Consider the following 18,986-nt stretch of genomic DNA (forward strand, 5'->3'; position numbering starts at 1 on the left):
GGGCCGACGTGTCCGGGCCGCTCATCGGGACGCCGCACGACGGCCGTCGGTGAGCAGGGCGACCGCTTCGGAGAGCTGGGCCAGCATCTGCGTCTGCACGTCGGCCAACTGACGTATCTGCCGGGCCAGTTCCTCGACCTCGGCTCGTGAGGCGTACCCGGGAGCGGCGTCACCGGCGGGCGGTACGGGCTCCGCGTCCACCTGCACACGCGTGGCGGGGGCTTCGCCCGAGGGCACGGCCCCGCCCGTGTCACCTGCCCCATCGGCCGGCTCCGCCGGAAGTGCCGCCTTACGGGAAGCGATCAGGCGCGCCGTCAGCTCCGGCGTGCCCGCTTCCTCCAGCACCTCTCGCATGGCGAGTTCGACACCGAACTCGCGCTCCAGCTGCCGGAGCATGCCGATCAGCTGGAGGGAGTCCGCGCCGAGTGCGACGAACGACTGCTCGGCCCCGATCTCCGTGGGCGCGTAGCCGAGGTGGCGCGCGGTCAGTTCAAGGACCCGGTCCGGTAAAGCCTGTTCGGTCATGCCGTCCTCCGTGGTGCGGTCGAACTCGTCCAGTGGTGGGCCCGTCCAGTACGACTGGCGCTGGAACGGATAGGTGGGCAGCGGGATCCGGCGGCCGTCGCAGCCCTCGAGGAGCGCGGCCCAGTCGATGTCGGAGCCCGTGCACCAGAGGCCGGCCACGGCGGCCCAGAGGGTGTCGAGTGCCTTGCCGTGGCGCTGGGTCGGCACGGCCACCGCGGTCGGCAGGACACGGCGGGCCATCCCGCTCAGCGGGGCGTCCGGGCCGATCTCCAGCAGCACATCGGCGCCGCCCGCCGAAGCCGGGTCGAGCGTCCGCAGCACCGCGTGGAAGTCTGCCGTCCGCCGGGCCTGCCGGACGAGGTAGTCGGCGTCGGGCAGCCAGCCGGCGGGCCGGACCGCGCCGTCAAGTCCACTGACGAACGCCGTGTGGGTGGGCCGGAGGCCGGCCTTCTCGACGGCGCCGCGCAGTTCGTCGAGCACGGGGTCGAGCAGGGCGGTGTGAAAGGCCCGGTCGACGGCGAGGGGTTCCGCCGCGTGCCCGTGTTCCCTCAGCCGGCCGCAGGCCGCCGCCACGGCCTGCCTCGAACCCGCCACGACGTGGTGGCCGGGGCCGTTGACGACGGCAATCTCCAGTCCGGGGACGTCCCGGAGCAGCGACCGCACCCGTTCCTCCGGCGCGAACACGGCGATCATGCCGCCGGGTGCGGTGTCCCGTTGCATGAGCCGGCCGCGTCGGCACAGCAGTCGCAGGCCGTCCTCCAGGGTGAGGGCCCCCGCCGCGTACAGAGCCGCGTACTCGCCGACGCTGTGACCGGCGACCGTCGAGGGCTTCACCCCCAGCTCCCGCCACAGTCGTACGTGGGCGACCTGCAGGGCGAAGATCGCGGGCTGGGCGAACTCCGTGTCCCACGAGCCGGGTTCGGTGTCGGTCCACAGCCGGTCGTGGAAGGTGCGGGTGCCGGTCTCGTCGTGGTGGATCTCGGCACACTCGGCCAGGGTCTCGGCCACGACGGGGAAGCGCGCGGCGATCTCGGCGGCCATCCCTGGACGGCCGCTGCCCTGCCCGCTGAAGAGGAACGCGGTTCGCGGGCCCGCGTCGGTGTCCTGCGGCACGATGCCGACGGTGTACGCGGAGCCCCACGGCGCGGGGTCGGCCCCTCCTTGCGCGGCACCGGGGGGCTCGACGGTCTCCCGGCGGGTACCGGCCTCCTGCTGTGCGGCCTCCAGGTACGTCCCGAGGGCGGCGGCCAGGTCGGCGGGCGCTGCGGTGACCACGAGCCGGTGACTCAGCCGGCGCCGTCCCAGCGCGGTGGTGAGCAGCAGATCGGCGGGTTCCGTCCCGGGGTGACGGAGAAGATGGTCGCGGAGCGAACGGGCGTACTCGGCCAGGGCCTTCGGGCTCCGCGCGGACAGCGGGAGCAGCGCGGGGACGGGCCGGGCAGGCGCCGTGCCGCGTGGGGCGGGGGCCGGTGCCTCCTCGAGAATGACATGGGCGTTGGTGCCGCCCATCCCGATGGAGTGCACCCCTGCCCTTCGCGGGCCGGTCATGCCCGCGGGCCAGGGGCCGAGCCTGGTGGGCAGGACAAAGGGACTGTCGTCGACGCCGAGCGCCGGATTGGGCCGGGACAGATTGACCAGGGGTGGTATCTCGCCGTGGCGCAGTACCAGGATCGTCTTGATGAGTCCGGCCAGACCCGCGCAGCTGTCGAGATGGCCTATCGCCGGCTTGGTGGAGCCGATGGCGCAGAACCCGGTCCGGGCCGTGGAACGCCGGAAGGCCTCGGTGAGCGCGGAGAACTCGATCGGATCCCCCTTCAGCGTCCCGGTGCCGTGCGCCTCCAGATAGGCGATCGAGTCCGCGGGCACGCCCGCGGCGCGCAGGGCGCCGAGCAGCGCGTCGCGCTGTCCCACCGTGCCCGGCGCCGCGAACCCCTGTTTGTCCGCACCGTCGTTGGTGACCGCCGAGCCGAGAATCACCGCGTGCACGGTGTCGCCGTCGGCGCGTGCGCGCTCCAGTGGCTTGAGCACGACGGCCGCCACGCCGTTGCCCCCGACGGTGCCGTCGGCCGCCGCGTCGAAGGCCCGTACCGCTCCGGTCCTGGAGATCGTCGATCCCTTGACGTGGCGGTGCCCGGTCACCTGCGGCAGATGCAGCGCCGAGGAGCCGACCACCATCAGGTCCGCGTCCCCGTAGCGCAGTGCCTGGCAGGCGAGGTGCACGGAGACCAGCGCACTGGAGCAGGCCGTTGCCACGTTGACGGCGGGGCCGGTGAGACCGAGCCTGAACGCGGTGCGGCTGGCGGTGAAGTCGGGGTAGTTGCCCACCTGTATCTGCTTGCCCGCCGTCCAGTCGTCCGTGGCGCTCTCGGCCGGGAGCTGCGCGGCCAGATAGCTGTGCAGGGAGTAGAGGCGGTAGCCGGTGCTGGCGTGAACGCCGATCCGGACCGTGGGGTGGGGCTGTGCGTATCCGGCGTCCTCCAGGGCATGGTGGACGCATTCCAGGAAGATTCGCTGCTGCGGGTCGGTGAGCGTGGCCTCGCGGCGGCTCATTCCGAAGAACGTGGCGTCGAAGCGGTCGATGCCGGGCAGCCTGGCGGAGGCCCCGACGAAGTCCGGGGCCTGGCGGACCTCGGGCGCGAGACCCGACGCGGCCAGCTCCGCCTCGGTGAAGCGGCGTACGTGCGAGACGCCCGCCCTGATGTCCGCCCAGTACTGCTCGGGTGTGTCAGCCCCCGGGAACCTCAGCGCCATCCCGATGACAGCCACGCGGTTGTCCGGCATGAGCTTCCTTCCGGTCCTGTTCCGTCCGCGTGTTTCTCCGGCTCAGCAACCCGAGGAGGAACACGACTGCGACGGCGATGGCGACGCCGTGCGACCAGGCGACGACGGCGAACGGCGATGCGGCGGTCAGGGCGGCGGCAACGAGGATCATGCCGACACCGAAGCCGAGGTTCTCGACGGTGGCCGAGATGCCGAACGCATGCCCGCGCAAAGTCTCCGGCAGGGTCTGCAGATGTGAGGTGTAGGAGACCTCGGTGAGCCCGTCGGCAGCCCCCGCGGCCACGGCGATCACGATGGTGGCGGCCATCGGGAATCCGGCGAAGCCGAGGATGAAGGCCGAGGACATCGCCACGGTGCCCAGGCCGAAGCCGAGCGCACCGACGGATCGCCCGGTCCGTTTGACGTACCGCTGGATCACCTGTTGCGCCAGGACGTTTCCGGCCGCCCAGAAGAGCCAGAACCGGCTGACGAACGCCGCGGGGTCGTCGGGGTCGAGGGCGCTGGAGTACACCGGCAGGGCCGCGTTGTGCGACGAGGATCCGAGTGCGTCGGCGCCGCGCAGGCCGACCATCAGGGGGAGCAGCGGCGCCGCCGCCAGAGCCGTCAGCGCTACCGGCAGCCGGCGCCCGCCCGATGTCGCGTCCTCTTGGTCCGGCGTCACGTGCCGATCCGGCGTCTCCTTCGGGTCCTGTGTCGGTACGGTCCCGATCCCCGCCGGGTCCGCCCTGTGGGCCGTCGTCGCGGGCAGCCACAGCACCGTCACGGCGCAGAGCAGGAAACTGGCCGCGTCCGTCAGAAAGGCGGCGGTGAAGCCGAGCAGCGGCACCACGACACCGGCCGAGGCGAAACCGGCCACCATGGCCAGTGAACGCCCGCCGACCATCAGCGAGTTGGCCCAGCTGCGCCGGTCCGCCCCGACCATGTCGGGGATGGAGCTGCGCAGCGCGACCATGAACAGGGTGCTGAAGGCGCCCACCACGGCCGAGACGACGAACAGGACGGCCGTGCCGAGCCCTTCCGGCGCCAGCACCAGGAGGAACATGGTCGCCGCCTGGGCGACATTGGCCCAGAACATGAGGGGCTTCACCGCGACCCGGGCCAGCAGCGAACCCGCCACCAGGCCGGCCACGAAACCGGCGGCCAGCCGGACCGCCATGAACAGGCCCATGGCCAGCGCGCTGCCCGTTGTCGTGTAGACGAACAGGTTCAGCGCCACCATGTTCAGGAAAGTCCCGTACGAGGAGACCGCGTACCCGCAGATCAGCATGCGGTAGCGCCATAGCTGCGTCACGACCGGGATTCGGTTTCGGCCGGAACGCGGCTGCCCCGGGCCGAGTCGGCACGAACGTCACCGGCCGAGCCGCCGTCGAAGGAGCCGTAGCCGCGCACAGCGACACCGTCCACGGCGACGGGGACTGTGACATGGATCAGGTGACGCATGCTTCCTCCTTTCGACGCACCGGGTGCGGTCTTCACCTCGTGCACGGCCCAGCACTTTCACGTCATGCTTGCCGAGAGGTCCGGCGCGACCCAGCGCGGGGCAAACGCACAAATGTAATCTGCACACTTGTGAACCACGAGCATTCCACCAACATGACGTGCAATTGCGACAGTTCGCATCTGGGCGGGCCATGCGCCACCGCGCTTCACCGCTATCGGTCAGCTCTTTCCAGAGGGACCCTTCCTCGGACCGAGGTGCCGGATTGCCTACGGAGACTGAAACTGGTCACCGATTGCCCTGGTTCGCCGGAACTGGCCACCGCGGTCCCGCCCGAGGCGGCTGCTTTCGCGGTACTCGGTCCACTGGAGGACGCGATAGCCGGCCGGCAGAAAGAACTGCACGCCACCAAGGCGGTGTTCGCGGCCTTCTCGGAGATCTACACCGAGACCCGGCGGCATGAGCAGCCGCCACTCACCCTCCTCACCGGAGGGGACCTGATCAGCAAGGCCCTTGAAGCGGCCGTGAACGACTGCCGGAACGAACTGCTGACCGCGCAGCCGGGCGGCGGACGCCCGCCCAGAGTGCTCGGCGAGGCTCTGGAGAGGGATCTGCGGCTGCTCTCGCGCGGCGTGAGCCAGCAGACCATCTATCAGCACACCGTGCGCTCCCACCAGGCGACGATGTCCTACATCGAGCAGATCACCGATGCGGGCGCCGAGGTACGGACGCTGACCGAGGTCTTCGAGCGGATGATCATCTGCGACCGGAAGATCGCCTTCATTCCGGTGTCCGAGGAACGCGGCATCGCGGCACTGCAGATCCGGCACCCGGCGCTGGTCCGCTTGCTGTCCCAGTTCTTCGACAACGCCTGGGCCCGCTCCATACCGGTGCACCCGGACAGCGCGTCGGTACGCTCGCCCACCGTCACCTCCGACGTCCAGCGGGCCATCCTGCAGGCCGTGGTCTCCGGCGAGACGGACGACACCATCGCCCGCCGGCTGGGGATGAGCAGGCGCAGTGTGGCCGAGCACCTGCGCAAGGTGTCCCAGCGGCTCGGCAGCAGCAGCCGGGCCCAACTCGGATATCTCCTGGCCACTTCCGGACTGCTCGAGCCGGCCGAACCGACCGGCGGCGCCGGTGGCGCGACCATGGTTGCGGACCCCTCCGGCACCGCGACGTCCGCGAGCGGCCTGCCCGGCGGGGCCGGGACCGTCCCCGCGTAGCAGAGGGCCACGGCGATCGGAAGCCGGGCCGGCCGGCGGGCCGTCTCAGGGGGCACAAGAAACGGACCACGGTCGGGCGGGCGGGGACGGAGAACGACCGCGTGGTCCCGGCGTCAGGCAAGAGTCTGCTCTGTCCAGATGGTCTTGCCCTTCCCGGTCCGTCGGGTGCCCCAGCTCCGGGTGAACTGCGCGACCAGGTACAGGCCGCGGCCGCCTTCGTCGTCGTCCTCGGCATACCGCAGATGGGGGGCGGCGCTGCTGGAGTCGGAGACCTCGCAGATCAGGGCGTTGCCACGGATCAACCGGAGTTCGACCGGGCCGGTGGAGTAGCGCAGGGCGTTGGTCACCAGTTCGCTGGCGATGAGTTCGGTGCCGAACGCGAGATCCTCACGCCCCCAGTCCGCCAGCCGGTGACTGACGAACCGGCGGGCCGCGGCGGCGCTTTCCGCGCTGTCGGGCAGCGTCACGGACGCCACCTGGTCCGGGCCGAGTGCGCGCGTGCGGGCAAGGAGCAGCAGGGCGTCGTCGTCAGGGGGCTCCGGGAGCAGGGAGGAGACCAGGGTGTCGCACATGTCCTGCAGGGTGCCGTGGGGGGGCTCCGTGAGAGCTTCTCGGTACAGGGGCAGCCGGCTTTCCGCGGCGCCTTGGAGCAGTCCCATGTTCTGAAGGCTGAGGATGCTGCCCTCGGGCAGGTCCACCCAGGTCGTCGTGTACGAGGCAACACCCCGGCCAAGGCTCGTCCCCTCCTCGACGTCGATGGTCCCCACCGCGCCGTCGGGAAGGGAGAGGATCGGTGGAGGGTGGCCTGCCCGGGCCAGCGCACAGCTGCGGGTGACGGGGTCGTAGACCATATAGAGACAGGTGGCCGTCAGCCGCGGCTCGCCGGGGCCCTGCCCGGGCAGGTACTCGCTCGCGAGTTGCGAGGTGAGGTCGTGGAGGCGTTCGAGGAGCTCGTCGGGCTGAAGATCCATGGCGGCGAAGGCACTGACCGCCGTACGCAGCCGTCCCATCGTGGTCACGGAGCGCATGCCGTGCCCGGACACATCGCCTGCCACGAGTGCCACCCGCGCACCGGACACCGGAATGACGTCGTACCAGGCGCCACCGGAGGCCACCGGCAGATACGTGTACGCGGTCTCCACGGCCGTGTGTACGGGCAGACGGGCCGGAACGAGTGCGCGCTGGGTGAGACGGGCGAGGGTGTGCTCGCGTGAGTAGTGACGCGCGTTGTCGACGCACACCGCGGCCCTGGTCACCAGGTCCACGGCGAGGCCGAGGTCGGCGTCGTCGAAGGGCGGCGAGCCTCTCGTACGGTAGAAGGCCGCGATCCCGAGCACCACCCCGCGGGCCGCGAGCGGGACCGTGATGAGTGAGTGCGTGCCCGTCTCCCGCACCAGCTCCGCTTGGGCCGGGTCCCGGAGCAGCCACGCGTCGTCGGCGCGCAGCGCGCGTACGAGACGAGGCCGCAGATCGCTCATGGCCTGGGAGTACGGGGTGCCGAACCGCATCACTCTGACGTCCCCGATCTCGTGGGCGACCCGGACGGAGACCCCCTCGGCCGCCCGGAACCCTGCCCGGCGCACCGTGACCTGCCCGAGCTGTGGCCCGGGCGCGGGAGCCTCGCCGTGCAGCACGGGGTCGAGGATCTCGACAGCCGCCGCATCGGCCAGCTCGGGCACGGCGGCGTCGGCGAGTTCCTGAGCCGTACGGAACACATCGAGGGTGGTGCCGATCCGCTCACCCGCCCGGTACAGCAGCTCCAGACGCCGCTGCGCACGATCCCGCTCCGTGATGTCGACCACCGTGGCGGCGACTCCCAGGACACGGCCGTCGTCGTCCTGCAGGCGGAATGCCGAGACCGACCACACCCGGTCCTCGTCGGCGCCGGGCAGGCGGCCACGGTGCCGGAAGTCATTGACCGGCTCCCCGGTCTCCAGTACGCCGTGGAGCATGCGAATAACATCGTCCGCGACCAGTCCCAGCTCCTGCCAGGAGCGGCCCACCACGTCCCGCTGGTCGATGCCCCGGGCACCCGGCGCACCGACGTTGAACCGCAGGATCCGCAGCTCCGGGTCCAGCACGTGCAGACCGATCGGCGGCTGTGTGAACAGGGCGTGCAGCAAAGCTGCGGCATAGTCAGGCTCCATCGCCCTTCCATTGACCGGCAGAGCGCCTGGTCGCGCACCCTGCCCCACCCGTACGGGTGAGGACTGTGGCAGGAAACCGCGATGCCCGGGGTCCCCCGAGCCCCGGGCATGCATGCTGGTCGGCCGGCCGGACGATCGCCGGCCCTCTCCGGCCGCGTCCCGGCCCGGAGTCACAGATCAGTAGGGCCCGTTCACATTGTCGATCGAGCCGTAACGGGCGGCGGCGTAGTTGCACGCGGCCGTGATGTTGGCGACCGGGTCGAAGCTGTCCATCGACGTACCGGGGACATGATAGGCGCGGAAGGTCGGATCGATGACCTGCAGGAGGCCCTTGGACGGCGTTCCGGCCGCTGCGTTGGAGTCCCAGTTGTTGATCGCCAGCGGATTGCCCGAGGACTCGCGCATGACGTTCCGGTGGATGCCCTCGTAGGTGCCGGGAATCCCGTGCCGGGCCATGATGTCCAGCGATTCCTTGATCCAGCCGTCGAGGTCGTTGGAGTACGTCGGCGCGGACTGCGGGGCGGCGGCACCACTCTCGGCGGACGGTGCGCTCTTCCGCTCGGAGCGGCCTGCCCGTTCGGCTCGCTCCGAGGAGGAAGGCGCCTTGGGGGACGCCTTGGAAGGAGCCGCCGAGGACGGGCGGTCCGTGGCGGGCTTGGCCGGTGCCTCGGCCTTGGCCTTCGCTCCGACCGTCAGCTTGAGACCGGGATGAATCAGCGAGGGATTGTCGCCGACGGCCTTCCGGTTGTCCTTGTACAGCTTCTTCCAGCCGCCGCTCAGGGAATGATCGCCTGCGATCTTGTAAAGAGAATCCCCGGTGACCACGGAGTAAGTGATCGGCCTGATCTTCTGCGCGGCTACCTGCGTGGCGACGACAACGGTCGGCGCTGCAGCCTTTTCGACGGTGACGGCCGTCGTCGGCTGCGCCGCGCCGGCAGCGGTCGCTCCCAGCATCGGGAGGGCGAGCGCGGCACCTCCGGTACCCGCCGCGACGAAACCCCGGGAGAGCGGACCGGACTTGGGACGGCGGTGCTTACCCTTTGCAGGCATGACAATTCCTCTCCTTCGCCTGCGAGGTGAGCTGTCGGGTTCGGGCTGGAGATGCCCGGCCGCAATATGCATCGCGACTTCACCCCGAGCCGTTCCTTAATCCGGATCGGCGGCTTACCTGGGTTCCCCGCTCCTGCCGTGCGTGAGTGGGTGCGGTTTCCGGACGGCGGCAGGATTCGGCGGTCCACCCGGATTGAGGGTGACCGTAAGCGAGATTGCAGAGGCGGAACAAGACCTGAATTCCACGGAGCAATCCGCATGATGCTTCGGGCGGGGAATTTCCGTGATCCATTCGATACCGCGCGGCTCAACTGTCTTTCCGTAGACAGGAACTGGGCGGGGGGCAATACCGGCCACTCCGTGCGTCCGTGACCGATATCACTGACAACGACAGGAATCGATCACCCGGTGACACCGCCCCAGAAAACGAACAAGCCGCGCAACAAGCCACTATATGGACTCCATGATGAAATTCGGACAGTTCATCTCATACAAGGGATTTCCCCGGGTTGTCCACGCATGGGCATAGTCGGGCAATTCAGACATTACGAGAGGGGGAGGCGCGCGGTTCACGCAGGACACTCACGCGACGCCCCGCACGGTGCCCGGGAGCGGCGCTCCGCGGCCGGTGGGATCCGCGCAGCCGTCGGGGGCGTGTCCAAGGCGTCCCGGTGACCGTCGATGGTTTCAGCGGCAGGCTGTCCCCGGCGCGCGGTTCTCGACCCCGCGGTACCGCATGCCTGTGCCGCCCGGGGGCCCGACCCCGGCCGTGCCGATCGCCCCGCCCGGTGGCGACGGCCTCGAGGGCATGCACGCCCACTCACCCGGGCGGACTTCCCATGCACCCCGACGGACGGCATGGCGTCGGGACACAACCGGGGCCGGGCGCCGGCCCCACGCAGGCGGGGCGTCAGGGCGTCAGGTAGGAGTGGAAGACGCCATCCGGGTCGTACCGCGCTCTCAGGGCCTGCAGCCGCTGCCAGTCGCCGGTCGTGAACGACCGCTCGGCGCGGGTCGCGCCGGCGGTCAGGTCCGTCTCGGCGATGTAGTGCCCCGTCCCGAGCGGCTCGACGGTGCTCATCGCCTCGCGCAGCCAGCGGACGCTGATGTCATCCTCGGCGGGGTCGTCCCATATGGCGTAGGGGACGACGTAGCTCGAGCCGAGCACCGAGAACGCCATGTCGCGCAGCAGATCCTCGTCGCGCGAGGCAGGCGACACGGGTGCGAGGACAAGGCACGTGTCGGAGGGCGCACGCTCGACCGCGTCACTGAGCTGGGACAGCAGCGTCCCGAAGTCCGCCTCCGACCACAGCGTGTCGACCGCGTAGCGGCGCTCCGCGGGCCAGAGGCCGCCGGAGTCGTACAGAGCCTCGGCGGACGTCGGCTCGTTCAGCTCCTGGAAAAGGGCGCGATCGGCGATGGGACATTTCTGCAGCGGCCGTAGGGCCTGAACGGCCTGTTCGCTCGAATCCGCGAAAGCGGTGGCGGCGACGACGATCACCTTCGGCCGCGGCATCGCCTGTGTCATATGGGAGGCGGCTATTGAGAGGACGAGAGTAAGTTCCACGTTCGGCTCGAGCTCATTCGCCGCCCCGGTGGCCCAGTTCGACACTTCTTGGACCTCCGCAAGCGGAAAAGCGTACGTAGTCGACATGATCGCCCCGGGAAGTCCGTACAGGCGAAGCCGAAATCTGGTGACGACGGCGAAGAAACCCGGCCCAGCTCCACGCGCTGCCCACAGCAGGTCCGCGTTCTCGTCCTCGTTGCACCGGACCACTTCACCGTCCGCGGTCACGGCTTCGATCTCGTACACGCTTCGACAAGCCGGCCCCAGGGCACCGGAATTCCACCCGAGGCCGCCACTGAGGAGATATCCGCCGACGGCGACCGACCCGCAGTGCCCCGTGGGGAAAGCCAGACCGCTCGCCGTGAGTTCCGAAGCGAGTTCGCTGCCGGTGACGGCGGGCTGCACAGTCGCGGAGGCCATATCGATGTCGCACCGCCGGAGCCGGGAGAGGTCGACAAGCATCCCGCCGGAGCGGAGGGACGACCCGCACCAGCTGTGCCCCCCGGACCGGACCGCGACGCGGAGTCCTCGGGAACGAGCCAGCCCGATGGCTGCGGGAACATCTCGCTCCGAGGCGGCCTGGACGATCACCTCAGGAAATCGCTCGGGCTTGAGCCCGTTCCACACCATGCTCGCCCGGACCGCTTCGTAGTCGGCGTCGCCTCGCTGGACGACCGCCCCCTCGATCCCTCCGGCCTGCCCTGGTTCGCGCATCACGGGCTCCTGGACTTGCACTGGCTACGGCTGCGGATGAAGCTGAAGATCCGGTGTGAAGAACCGCACGGCGCGAGCGGGGACATCCCATTTTACCGGCCGCCTCGCAAGCTCGCGGCCTGGAGTTTGTGCCATGGAGATGGCCATCGACAGCAGGTGGTCGCCGAGCATTTCGGGTGTCTAACCCGTGGTCATCCCGAAGATCGTGATGAGCACCAGACAGCACAACGCAACGATCGCGGCGCCCGCCACATGAATGCGCGCGGACTGCGCCCGACCGGGCAGCAGCCAAAAGGCGAGCGCTCGGTTGACCAGCGGCATCAGCAGCCAGGTAAGGATGCTGACACTCAGTACATTGCTGATGAACAGAGCCAGATATCCGGGTACTCCCAGGCTGTCGAACCAGTCACCGACCGTGAGTTCCAGAATCATCACCGTGGGATACAGGGCCAGTACCACGGACATGGCCTGTTTCCAGTTGGGTGGAACGCCTTCATCGGTGCCCTCGCCGAATCGGAACCAGCCGCCGAACGCCGACCCGATCTTGCGGACGTCGTAGGAACGGAAGGAGTCGCGTCCCTCGTCCAGAAGCTTCTCACGGGCCTCGGAGTCGAGCCACCCGTCGAGGTGTTCACGTGTGTCGAAGCGGAAGGCGACCACCCAACGGTCCTGGATGCCCTCCACGGGCTTGAACAACTCCGAACCCATGAAACCGGGATATCTCTCCTGCTCCTTGAGAACCTTGTCCTGCCAGCGCATGAAGTCCTGCTCGTGCCCCGGCAGGACATCGTGCGAGATGACCGCAGTGACGACGTCCTCGGCCGGCGTGCCACCGGTGAGCACCTCTTGCGTCGGGGTCCCGTCGAACAACGGGCGGGCTTCATCGAGGAGTTGTCGACGCGCACCCGAATCCAGCCAAGCGCTCAACTGCTCGATACCGGAGAAGCGGAATACGACGACCCACTCGTTCTCGTCGCCCGGGACCGGTGGATACGACTCCGTGCCCTGGAAGCCGTCAAAGCCTCGCACAACCCGGTTGGTCTTCTCCTGCCAGCGCTTGTAGTCGGCGTCCCGGCCCGCTCGGACCTTCTGGGAGGTCACGACCGTGGCGCTGCCGCCGGGAGCACGGCTTGCACGGGTACCCATACGGAGTAGTCTAGATCAAAAGGGAGTTATCGGACACACGAGGAAACTCTGCGCCGGTCGGGGCCGGACGAGCGGGAGGATTCTGCGATGGGACACAAGGAGTTCATGGACGAAGCGGTCCGACTGGCCACCGAGTCCGTCGAGAACGGCTGGGGCGGTCCGTTCGGCGCGGTCATCACCAATGACGGTGAGATCATCGCTCGCGGCCAGAACCGCGTACTCCTCACGGCCGACCCGACCGCGCACGGCGAAGTGGAAGCCATTCGCAAGGCCGTTCAGCTGTTCAATCCTGAAGCGCCCACCATCTCCGAAGAGCACCAGGACGAGTACACCCTGAAGTTGGTGCCTCGCCCCGAGGGCTCCCCCGACGTCGTGCCGGAGCGCGCTCGCATGCTGCAGGGGTGCACGATCTACACCAGTGGCGCCCCGTGTCCGATGTGCATGAGCGCCATCTACTGGTCCCGGATCGGCACGGTCTACTACAGCTGCGACTGGAAGGCGACTCAGGAGATCGGCTTCGACGACGCCTTCCAGTACGAGGACTTCGCGAAGCCCCCGGACGCGCGGAGCATCACCCTCGAGCAGCTCCACCCCGAGTTGGGGGCCACGTCCTACCAGGCATGGGCGAACAAGGCCAACAAGCACCCGTACTGACGGACGGCGCACCCCTCAGGCCCGCCGGCACGTGCGGACATGGAGGAATCAGCGCGAGAGGGCAAGGACGCCAATGGTGCAGCCCTCCCCGTCGACCACCGGCGATGCTTCGAGTTGCCGGTCCCGCATGGCGCGTTCCGCTGTCCGCACAGGCGTTGCGGAGGAGGTGAACGGCGCCCGGTCGTGGACGATGTCCCGCAGACGAGTGCGTTCGGTGTACCAGGAGTCTCTGCGGTGGTTCTCGAGCTGCGCCCGGGTGACCAGGCCCGTGCACCGGCCGTCCTGGTCGCAGATGATCAGGTGGCCGGAGCGGGCGCTGACGAGAACGGACAGGGCCACGTCGACCATCATGTCGTCACAGACCTGCGGCCCGAGCGGGCCCATCACGTCGCCCGCGGATCCTGTGGAGCGGTTCATCTGTCGGGGGTAGGCTTGACGCAGCGTCAAGAGAGCCTCCTGGCTTGAATGTCCAACGGCCGAATGTGCATCCTGACCATGTGCCTGTGCGGCCGCGACCTGCTCAGGCGGCGCACGCGAAGGGGTCGGTCGAGTGGACGACCGGGTCCTCGAGGTAGCGGCGGACCAGCAGGTCGACATTGCGGTCCGGCGTGGCGGAGAAGAGCATCCGCTGGCCTTCGGGGCGTACCTGGTCCAGGAGTTCGGCGACCTGGGGCATGAAGCCCATGTCGGCCATCTGGTCCACGTCGTCCAGGACGGTGATGCTCACCCGGTCCAGACGGCATTCACCGCGCTCGATGAGGTCCGTGAGGCTGCCCGGGGTGGCGACCACGACCTCGGCCCCGCTGCGCAGGACGTTGGCCTGCCGTCCGATGGACATGCCGCCGGCCACGGTGGCCAGCCGCAGCTTCAGCGAGCGGGCAAAGGGGGTGAGCGCGTCGGTGACCTGCTGGGCCGACTCCCGGGTGGGCACCAGGACCAGGGCCAGCGGCTGCCGGGGCTCCGCGCGCTGCCCGGCGGTATGCGCCAGCAGTGCCAGACCGAAGGCGAGGGTTTTGCCCGAGCCGATCGGCCCACGGCCCAGAATGTCCCGGCCGGCCAGCGAGTTCGGCAGCGTGGCACTCTGGACCGGGAAGGGAACCGACATGCCCGCGGCGACGAGGGCCGCCAGCAACGGCGCGGGCAGGTCCAGTTCGGCGAAGGTCTTCACCTCGTGGAGCGCGAACTCCCCCTGCGGCGCGGGGGGTCGACGGACGTAGCCACCGGAGCGGCTCTCGCCGGTGCCGGGACTACCCTGGGAGCTCTGCAGGCTCCGTGCCTGCCAGCGGAATCCTCCGCCGCTGCGCTCCGACGTCGCGGAGATGCCCCCACGGGTGCGGGTCTGACAATCGTTGGTGCCGGTCGTGCGGTTCACAGTGAACCTTCCTCGATGCGGCATCGTATCCAGGAATTCCCGCCGCCAATAAGCGCGTGCAGCATCACAGGAACGAGCCGAGAAAAGACGAACGCCTGACCGGCAAAAGAAGGAAAGAGCCGGATCCGACGGGTCGAAACAATGGGACGTACGCCCGGGCGTAATCCAGGAATGCCCCATCGTGAGGCGCGGACGGATGGGGTCCGAATCCGCGGGCGGAACGTGTCCGCCGCATGGTGAGTCAAGAGAGCGTTGCCGGTCCGCCGGCCATGAACCCATCACAGCGCAGGCTGCTCTTCGAACAACGCAACGAGCTGGGGCCCACACCCCAAGGTGCGGGCCCCAGCTACGAAGTGCGCGTCAGCGTCAGGCGGGAACGATGTTCTCTGCCTGCGGGCCCTTGGGGCCCTGTGTGACGTCGAAGCTCACCTTCTGGCCTTCCTGAAGCTCGCGGAAGCCGGAGGCGGCGATGTTCGAGTAGTGGGCGAAGACGTCAGCGCCGCCACCGTCCTGCTCGATGAATCCGAAACCCTTTTCCGCGTTGAACCACTTCACGGTGCCAATGGCCATGCTGAATCTCCTTCGGGGCAGAGCCCAAGGGCGCGCACTGTGCGCGCCACGAGTCGCCGCGATGATTACCCGTCCGGAAAATCCGCACCGGAAATACAGGAGTACGCCTGCCGGAGTAAATCCGCTCAGAGCACATGCAAGTCTTGGGAACCACAACTGCAACCGAGGTCAACAGTAGCACGGTGCCAACATCCGGACACGCCGAGTAATTTCACTCCGCCTGTCACGCCATAAAACCTCACTGCGCATTGTGGGAATCTCTGCTGCCGCCGCCATAGATTTCCGCGGGCGCCTGCTCCAGGGTCCAACAAGCCGATGCCGGGCCGCTGCGAGACGGCCCGCCTCCCGGTACCGGCCCTCAGGAAGCAGCCGCGTCATCGGAGCCGGCGGTGGACCGCCGCAGCTCCGCGTTGAGACGGAGAGCTTCCTCGAGCTGGTCCTCGAGGATGATGATGCGGCAGGCGGATTCGATTGCCGTGCCGGAGTCGACGAGTTCGCGGGCGCGGGCGGCGATGCGCAACTGATAGCGGGAGTAGCGGCGGTGACCGCCCTCGGACCGCAGCGGGGCAATCAGCCGGGCCTCCCCGAGAGCCCGGAGGAAGGCGGGGGTGGACCCGATCATTTCCGCGGCGCGGCCCATGGTGTACGCGGGGTAGTCGTCGTCGTCGAACCGGTCGGTGGTATGCGGCGGGGTTCCTGGGTTCATCGGCACCTCTTCGTGATAACGCGTCGAGGGGCCCCGGTGCCGTTCGGCACCGGGGCCCTGAGGGGGTTAACACCATCTGTCGGCACTGAGCGCCGATTCTCGTTTTCCGCTGGTCCGCCCGACAGGACGGAGGCGCGGGGATCGCGGCTGCTTGACCGGGGACCACCTTCCAATCCGGGGTCTGCGGCACCCGGGCGAACCGATTGTCGCCCGGGCGATCCTGATGGCGTCCGCTCCTCTCTCTCATCTCTTCTGGGTCGGTACTGCATTGATGCGGTGCTGCTCGGAGACCCCTGAGGGCCACCCGGCCCGGCGATCAGCCAGGGGACCCTCTTCCGTTTCCGGCCCCATGACTCCATTGCCGTGCCTGTCCTGCTCGCGCCGGCTCATCTCTGCGGCGCCTTGCCGACTTCCTTGGCTACGTCAGGAACCCTAACCATGAGAGGAGCGAATGTCTATCGTCACCACGACAGATTTTCGTCGACGTGGACGCAGATATCCCGACGAACCGCATGTGAGCCCGCCTGCAGACAGGCGGGCTCACATCGGGGCATCGGTACGCATCCCACGATCGGGTGAACACGGACGGCCGGACGCGGGTTGCCTTTACATACGGACGTACGTATTCTTTTTCTATGGCTTCGACACAACGCACCGAGGAGTCCGATCCGTTCTGCCTGCAGTCACTGGACGCGGCAGCGCTTCTCTTCGACGCCCCGTGGCACCGGTTCGCCGTGATCGGCGACAGCCTGTCGGCGGGCACCGGAGACCCCAGCCCCGGCTATGCGAACGTGGGCTGGTCCGACAGGTTCGCGGACATCCTTCGCCGAGTACGGCCGGATCTGGAGTACCTGAACACGGCCGAGGTCGCAGCCACGACGGCGCAGACCCTCGAAAGGCAGATCGATCGCATGCTGGAGTTCACCCCGGACCTGCTCCACCTGCCATGCGGCGCGAACGATCTCGTGCGACGGAAGCCGGACTTCGACGAGATCGAGCAGGCACTGCGGCGCATGTACGACCTGGCGTCAAGGACCGGGGCCCAGCTGACGACGTTCACCTTGGGCAGGGCCTATGTCGTTCCGGTCTTTCCGGACTGGAGTGAGCGGGTCGCCAGGGCCAACGACATCACTCGCGCTCTGGCCGCCGAGTTCAAGGCAGTTGTCGTCGACATGTGGGACCACCCCGTCAACGCCCGGGATGATCTGTTGAGCGAGGACCGTATCCACTTCTCGGCTTCGGGGCAGGCGGTGATGGCGACCGAGATGGTCAAGGGCCTGGCTCACGTACTCAGCCGTACGACACGCGACTGACGGAACCGGGTGACCTCGAACAGGCGGCTCGACCGGACCGGCCACACGATCGCCGTAACGCCGACCGAGCCATTGCGGCGGCCCGCCCGGAGCAGAGGACTGCTGCGAGTTCCCGTGCCCTGCGGAATGGGTACGATCGACCGTATGGGAAGTGCAACGGAACCGGCCGCCTCACGAGCCGGTGGTCCCGGATCGCAGGCGCTCCTGCCCTTGGAGCGGATACAGCCGGAGGTCACGGACAAACGCCTCCTGCGCGGCGCCCGGACACGGAGGATCGTGCTCCGGCAGGCCGTCGACATCGCCTCGCTCGAGGGGCTCGGCAGCGTCAGCTTCGGCCGCCTCGCGGTCGACACGGGACTCAGTAAGGCAGGCATCCAGACTCTCTTCAAGACGAAGGAAACCCTGCAGCTTGCGGCTGTCGAGTTCGCGCGCGCGATGTTCATCGACGCCGTCATCCGCCCGGCCGGGTCGGCACCCCGCGGCGTAGCCCGCCTTCGTGCGCTGCTCGACCACTGGATCGTGTACGCCGAGACACCACTGTTCGCCGGTGGTTGCTTCAGAGCCGCGAATCTCGCGGAGTTCGACAGCCGGCCGGGACCGGTCCACGACGCGCTGTTCCAGGACCAGCAGGAGTGGCGCGAAGTCATCGCGGCCGAGTTCCGGCTCGCCGTGGCCACCGGCGAGCTTGCTGAACTCGACGTCGATCTCACCGTCTTCCAGATCGACGCCCTGCTGTGCGCCGCGAACACGGCCCTGCGGGCCGGAGAGGCCGACGCGGTGAGCAAGGTCCGCCGTATCGTCGAGGGCTTCCTGGTCTCTCCGCGCTGACAACGGGATCCTCCCCCGTGCCGCGCATGCTCTTCGCGGTCCGGTGGAAGCTCGGGGAACTGTTCGGCTGGGACAAGCTCGACGCCGGCATCGGCGCCCGGGTACGAACGCTGCGGGACCGGCTGCCCGCGGACCTCCGCGACGGTCCCCGGGGCCCGGCCTCCTTGCGGTTCCGTTCAACGTCCGTCTACCAGACGCACGACGAGTGGGTGTCCGAGATGGCCAACCGGACCGTGCACGCGGTGATGCTCATCGGCGGGGTCGCCGACGGGGCAGGCGCAGCGAGGTCGGCGACAGCCGGAACCGGCCGAAGGGCGCAGTCGTCGCAACCCCGGGCGCCGGCGCGGTCCCGTGGTGTCACAAGCCCGGCGCGCCCCACAGCGGGAACCAGCGGCTCAGGTCGGGCTCGATGCGCAGGTCGTCCTTGACCGTCGCCTTGACCTGGAGCTCCAGCGCGTTGTCGCGCTTTTGGCCCGGCAGCGGAGCGAAGGGGTAGAAGGTGCCGCGTTTGTAGAGGTAGACCAGCGCGAGGGGGCGCTCGGGGTCGTGGAAGGTGACCAGGGAGCAGAGGAGCTGCGGGCCGAATCCGCTGTCCTGCAGGGCGGTGTTCACCGCATGCAGGTCGTTGACCAGGGCGGGCAGGTTGTCGGGGTCGCGGCGGGAGATCAGCCAGGAGTATCCATAAGCGTCACGGGTGAACTCCACCGGCACACCGCCCCGTTCGGAGTCGGCGTCCAGGAGGGCTCGTACCTCCTGCTGGACCTGGGCGAACACCCCGCCCTCGATCGCGGCGAAGCACACCGAGCCCACTCCGGTCGGGGTGAAGCCGATCGCCGCCTGGAGGGTGATCGCTGCCGATGGCAGGCCGAAGAGCTGGTCCAGGTCGGGCTTGACCGGCTTGCTCCGGCCGAACAGGACGTCCAGGAGACCCACAGGGCATCAGCTCCTT

16 protein-coding genes, 1 pseudogene and 1 riboswitch are annotated in these 18,986 nt (G+C 68.8%); of the genes and pseudogenes, 5 read left to right on the top strand and 12 right to left on the bottom strand.

From position 1 onward, the window contains the following. Positions 1-21: 21 nt before the first annotated feature. The 3 genes from ACFYWI_RS11165 to ACFYWI_RS11175 form a co-directional block, all read right to left on the bottom strand. A complete protein-coding gene (locus ACFYWI_RS11165; protein ID WP_389228771.1) occupies positions 22-3,306 on the bottom strand; it encodes a type I polyketide synthase in 3,285 nt (1,094 codons plus the stop codon). Next, a complete protein-coding gene (locus ACFYWI_RS11170) occupies positions 3,251-4,525 on the bottom strand; it encodes an MFS transporter (protein ID WP_389229256.1) in 1,275 nt (424 codons plus the stop codon). Before ACFYWI_RS11170 ends, ACFYWI_RS11165 begins: the two co-directional genes overlap by 56 nt. A 68-nt stretch (positions 4,526-4,593) precedes the next feature. Further along, on the bottom strand, positions 4,594-4,746 hold the full coding sequence (locus ACFYWI_RS11175) for a hypothetical protein (RefSeq protein ID WP_389228774.1): 153 nt from the start codon (positions 4,744-4,746) through the stop codon (positions 4,594-4,596). A gap of 255 nt (positions 4,747-5,001) precedes the next feature. On the opposite strand from ACFYWI_RS11175, the gene ACFYWI_RS11180 reads away from it, so the two are divergent. Further along, entirely contained in the window at positions 5,002-5,970 is a 969-nt protein-coding gene (locus ACFYWI_RS11180) for a LuxR C-terminal-related transcriptional regulator (RefSeq protein ID WP_389228777.1), read from the top strand. Between the two features lie 113 nt (positions 5,971-6,083). Here the strand turns inward: ACFYWI_RS11180 and ACFYWI_RS11185 are convergent, their stop codons facing one another. The 4 genes from ACFYWI_RS11185 to ACFYWI_RS11200 form a co-directional block, all read right to left on the bottom strand. Then, positions 6,084-8,117: a SpoIIE family protein phosphatase gene (locus ACFYWI_RS11185; RefSeq protein WP_389228780.1), complete on the bottom strand. Its 2,034-nt coding sequence runs from the start codon at positions 8,115-8,117 to the stop codon at positions 6,084-6,086. 177 nt (positions 8,118-8,294) lie between these two features. Beyond that, on the bottom strand, positions 8,295-9,167 hold the full coding sequence (locus ACFYWI_RS11190; RefSeq protein WP_389228783.1) for a transglycosylase SLT domain-containing protein: 873 nt from the start codon (positions 9,165-9,167) through the stop codon (positions 8,295-8,297). A 1-nt stretch (position 9,168) separates the two neighbouring features. Continuing rightward, a riboswitch (cyclic di-AMP (ydaO/yuaA leader) is annotated at positions 9,169-9,359 on the bottom strand. A 718-nt stretch (positions 9,360-10,077) separates the two neighbouring features. Then, positions 10,078-11,448: an FAD-binding oxidoreductase gene (locus tag ACFYWI_RS11195; RefSeq protein ID WP_389228786.1), complete on the bottom strand. Its 1,371-nt coding sequence runs from the start codon at positions 11,446-11,448 to the stop codon at positions 10,078-10,080. Between the two features lie 180 nt (positions 11,449-11,628). Beyond that, positions 11,629-12,594, bottom strand: a complete 966-nt coding sequence (locus tag ACFYWI_RS11200) for an antibiotic biosynthesis monooxygenase (protein ID WP_389228790.1) — start codon at positions 12,592-12,594, stop codon at positions 11,629-11,631. Between the two features lie 87 nt (positions 12,595-12,681). On the opposite strand from ACFYWI_RS11200, the gene ACFYWI_RS11205 reads away from it, so the two are divergent. Next, positions 12,682-13,248: a nucleoside deaminase gene (locus ACFYWI_RS11205; RefSeq protein WP_389228793.1), complete on the top strand. Its 567-nt coding sequence runs from the start codon at positions 12,682-12,684 to the stop codon at positions 13,246-13,248. Positions 13,249-13,296: 48 nt separating this feature from the next. Here ACFYWI_RS11205 and ACFYWI_RS11210 read toward each other — a convergent pair whose 3' ends face one another. The 4 genes and pseudogenes from ACFYWI_RS11210 to ACFYWI_RS11225 all read right to left on the bottom strand — a co-directional run bounded on the left by ACFYWI_RS11210 (position 13,297) and on the right by ACFYWI_RS11225 (position 15,896). Next, complete coding sequence (locus ACFYWI_RS11210; protein ID WP_389228796.1) at positions 13,297-13,665, bottom strand: CBS domain-containing protein; 369 nt, start codon at positions 13,663-13,665, stop codon at positions 13,297-13,299. 109 nt (positions 13,666-13,774) lie between these two features. Then, positions 13,775-14,644 (bottom strand): annotated as a pseudogene (locus tag ACFYWI_RS11215) (DEAD/DEAH box helicase); the annotation flags it as partial. Positions 14,645-14,986: 342 nt separating this feature from the next. Then, positions 14,987-15,190, bottom strand: a complete 204-nt coding sequence (locus ACFYWI_RS11220) for a cold-shock protein (RefSeq protein ID WP_389228799.1) — start codon at positions 15,188-15,190, stop codon at positions 14,987-14,989. A gap of 358 nt (positions 15,191-15,548) precedes the next feature. Then, positions 15,549-15,896, bottom strand: a complete 348-nt coding sequence (locus tag ACFYWI_RS11225) for a MerR family transcriptional regulator (protein ID WP_389228802.1) — start codon at positions 15,894-15,896, stop codon at positions 15,549-15,551. Between the two features lie 635 nt (positions 15,897-16,531). On the opposite strand from ACFYWI_RS11225, the gene ACFYWI_RS11230 reads away from it, so the two are divergent. The 3 genes from ACFYWI_RS11230 (at position 16,532) to ACFYWI_RS11240 (ending at position 18,465) form a co-directional block, all read left to right on the top strand. Beyond that, a complete protein-coding gene (locus tag ACFYWI_RS11230) occupies positions 16,532-17,209 on the top strand; it encodes an SGNH/GDSL hydrolase family protein (protein WP_389228805.1) in 678 nt (225 codons plus the stop codon). Positions 17,210-17,353: 144 nt separating this feature from the next. Next, positions 17,354-18,037: a TetR/AcrR family transcriptional regulator gene (locus ACFYWI_RS11235; protein WP_389228809.1), complete on the top strand. Its 684-nt coding sequence runs from the start codon at positions 17,354-17,356 to the stop codon at positions 18,035-18,037. Next, positions 17,944-18,465 (top strand): DUF2867 domain-containing protein, encoded by a 522-nt coding sequence (locus tag ACFYWI_RS11240; RefSeq protein WP_389228812.1) that lies wholly within the window; start codon positions 17,944-17,946, stop codon positions 18,463-18,465. The genes ACFYWI_RS11235 and ACFYWI_RS11240 overlap by 94 nt, the downstream gene beginning before the upstream one ends. Here ACFYWI_RS11240 and ACFYWI_RS11245 read toward each other — a convergent pair. Then, complete coding sequence (locus ACFYWI_RS11245; protein ID WP_389228815.1) at positions 18,395-18,970, bottom strand: hypothetical protein; 576 nt, start codon at positions 18,968-18,970, stop codon at positions 18,395-18,397. The two genes, ACFYWI_RS11240 and ACFYWI_RS11245, sit on opposite strands and share 71 nt — an antisense overlap. Between the last annotated feature and the right edge of the window lie 16 nt (positions 18,971-18,986).

This window comes from Streptomyces sp. NPDC002889 (assembly GCF_042888425.1).
Taxonomy (GTDB): domain Bacteria; phylum Actinomycetota; class Actinomycetes; order Streptomycetales; family Streptomycetaceae; genus Streptomyces.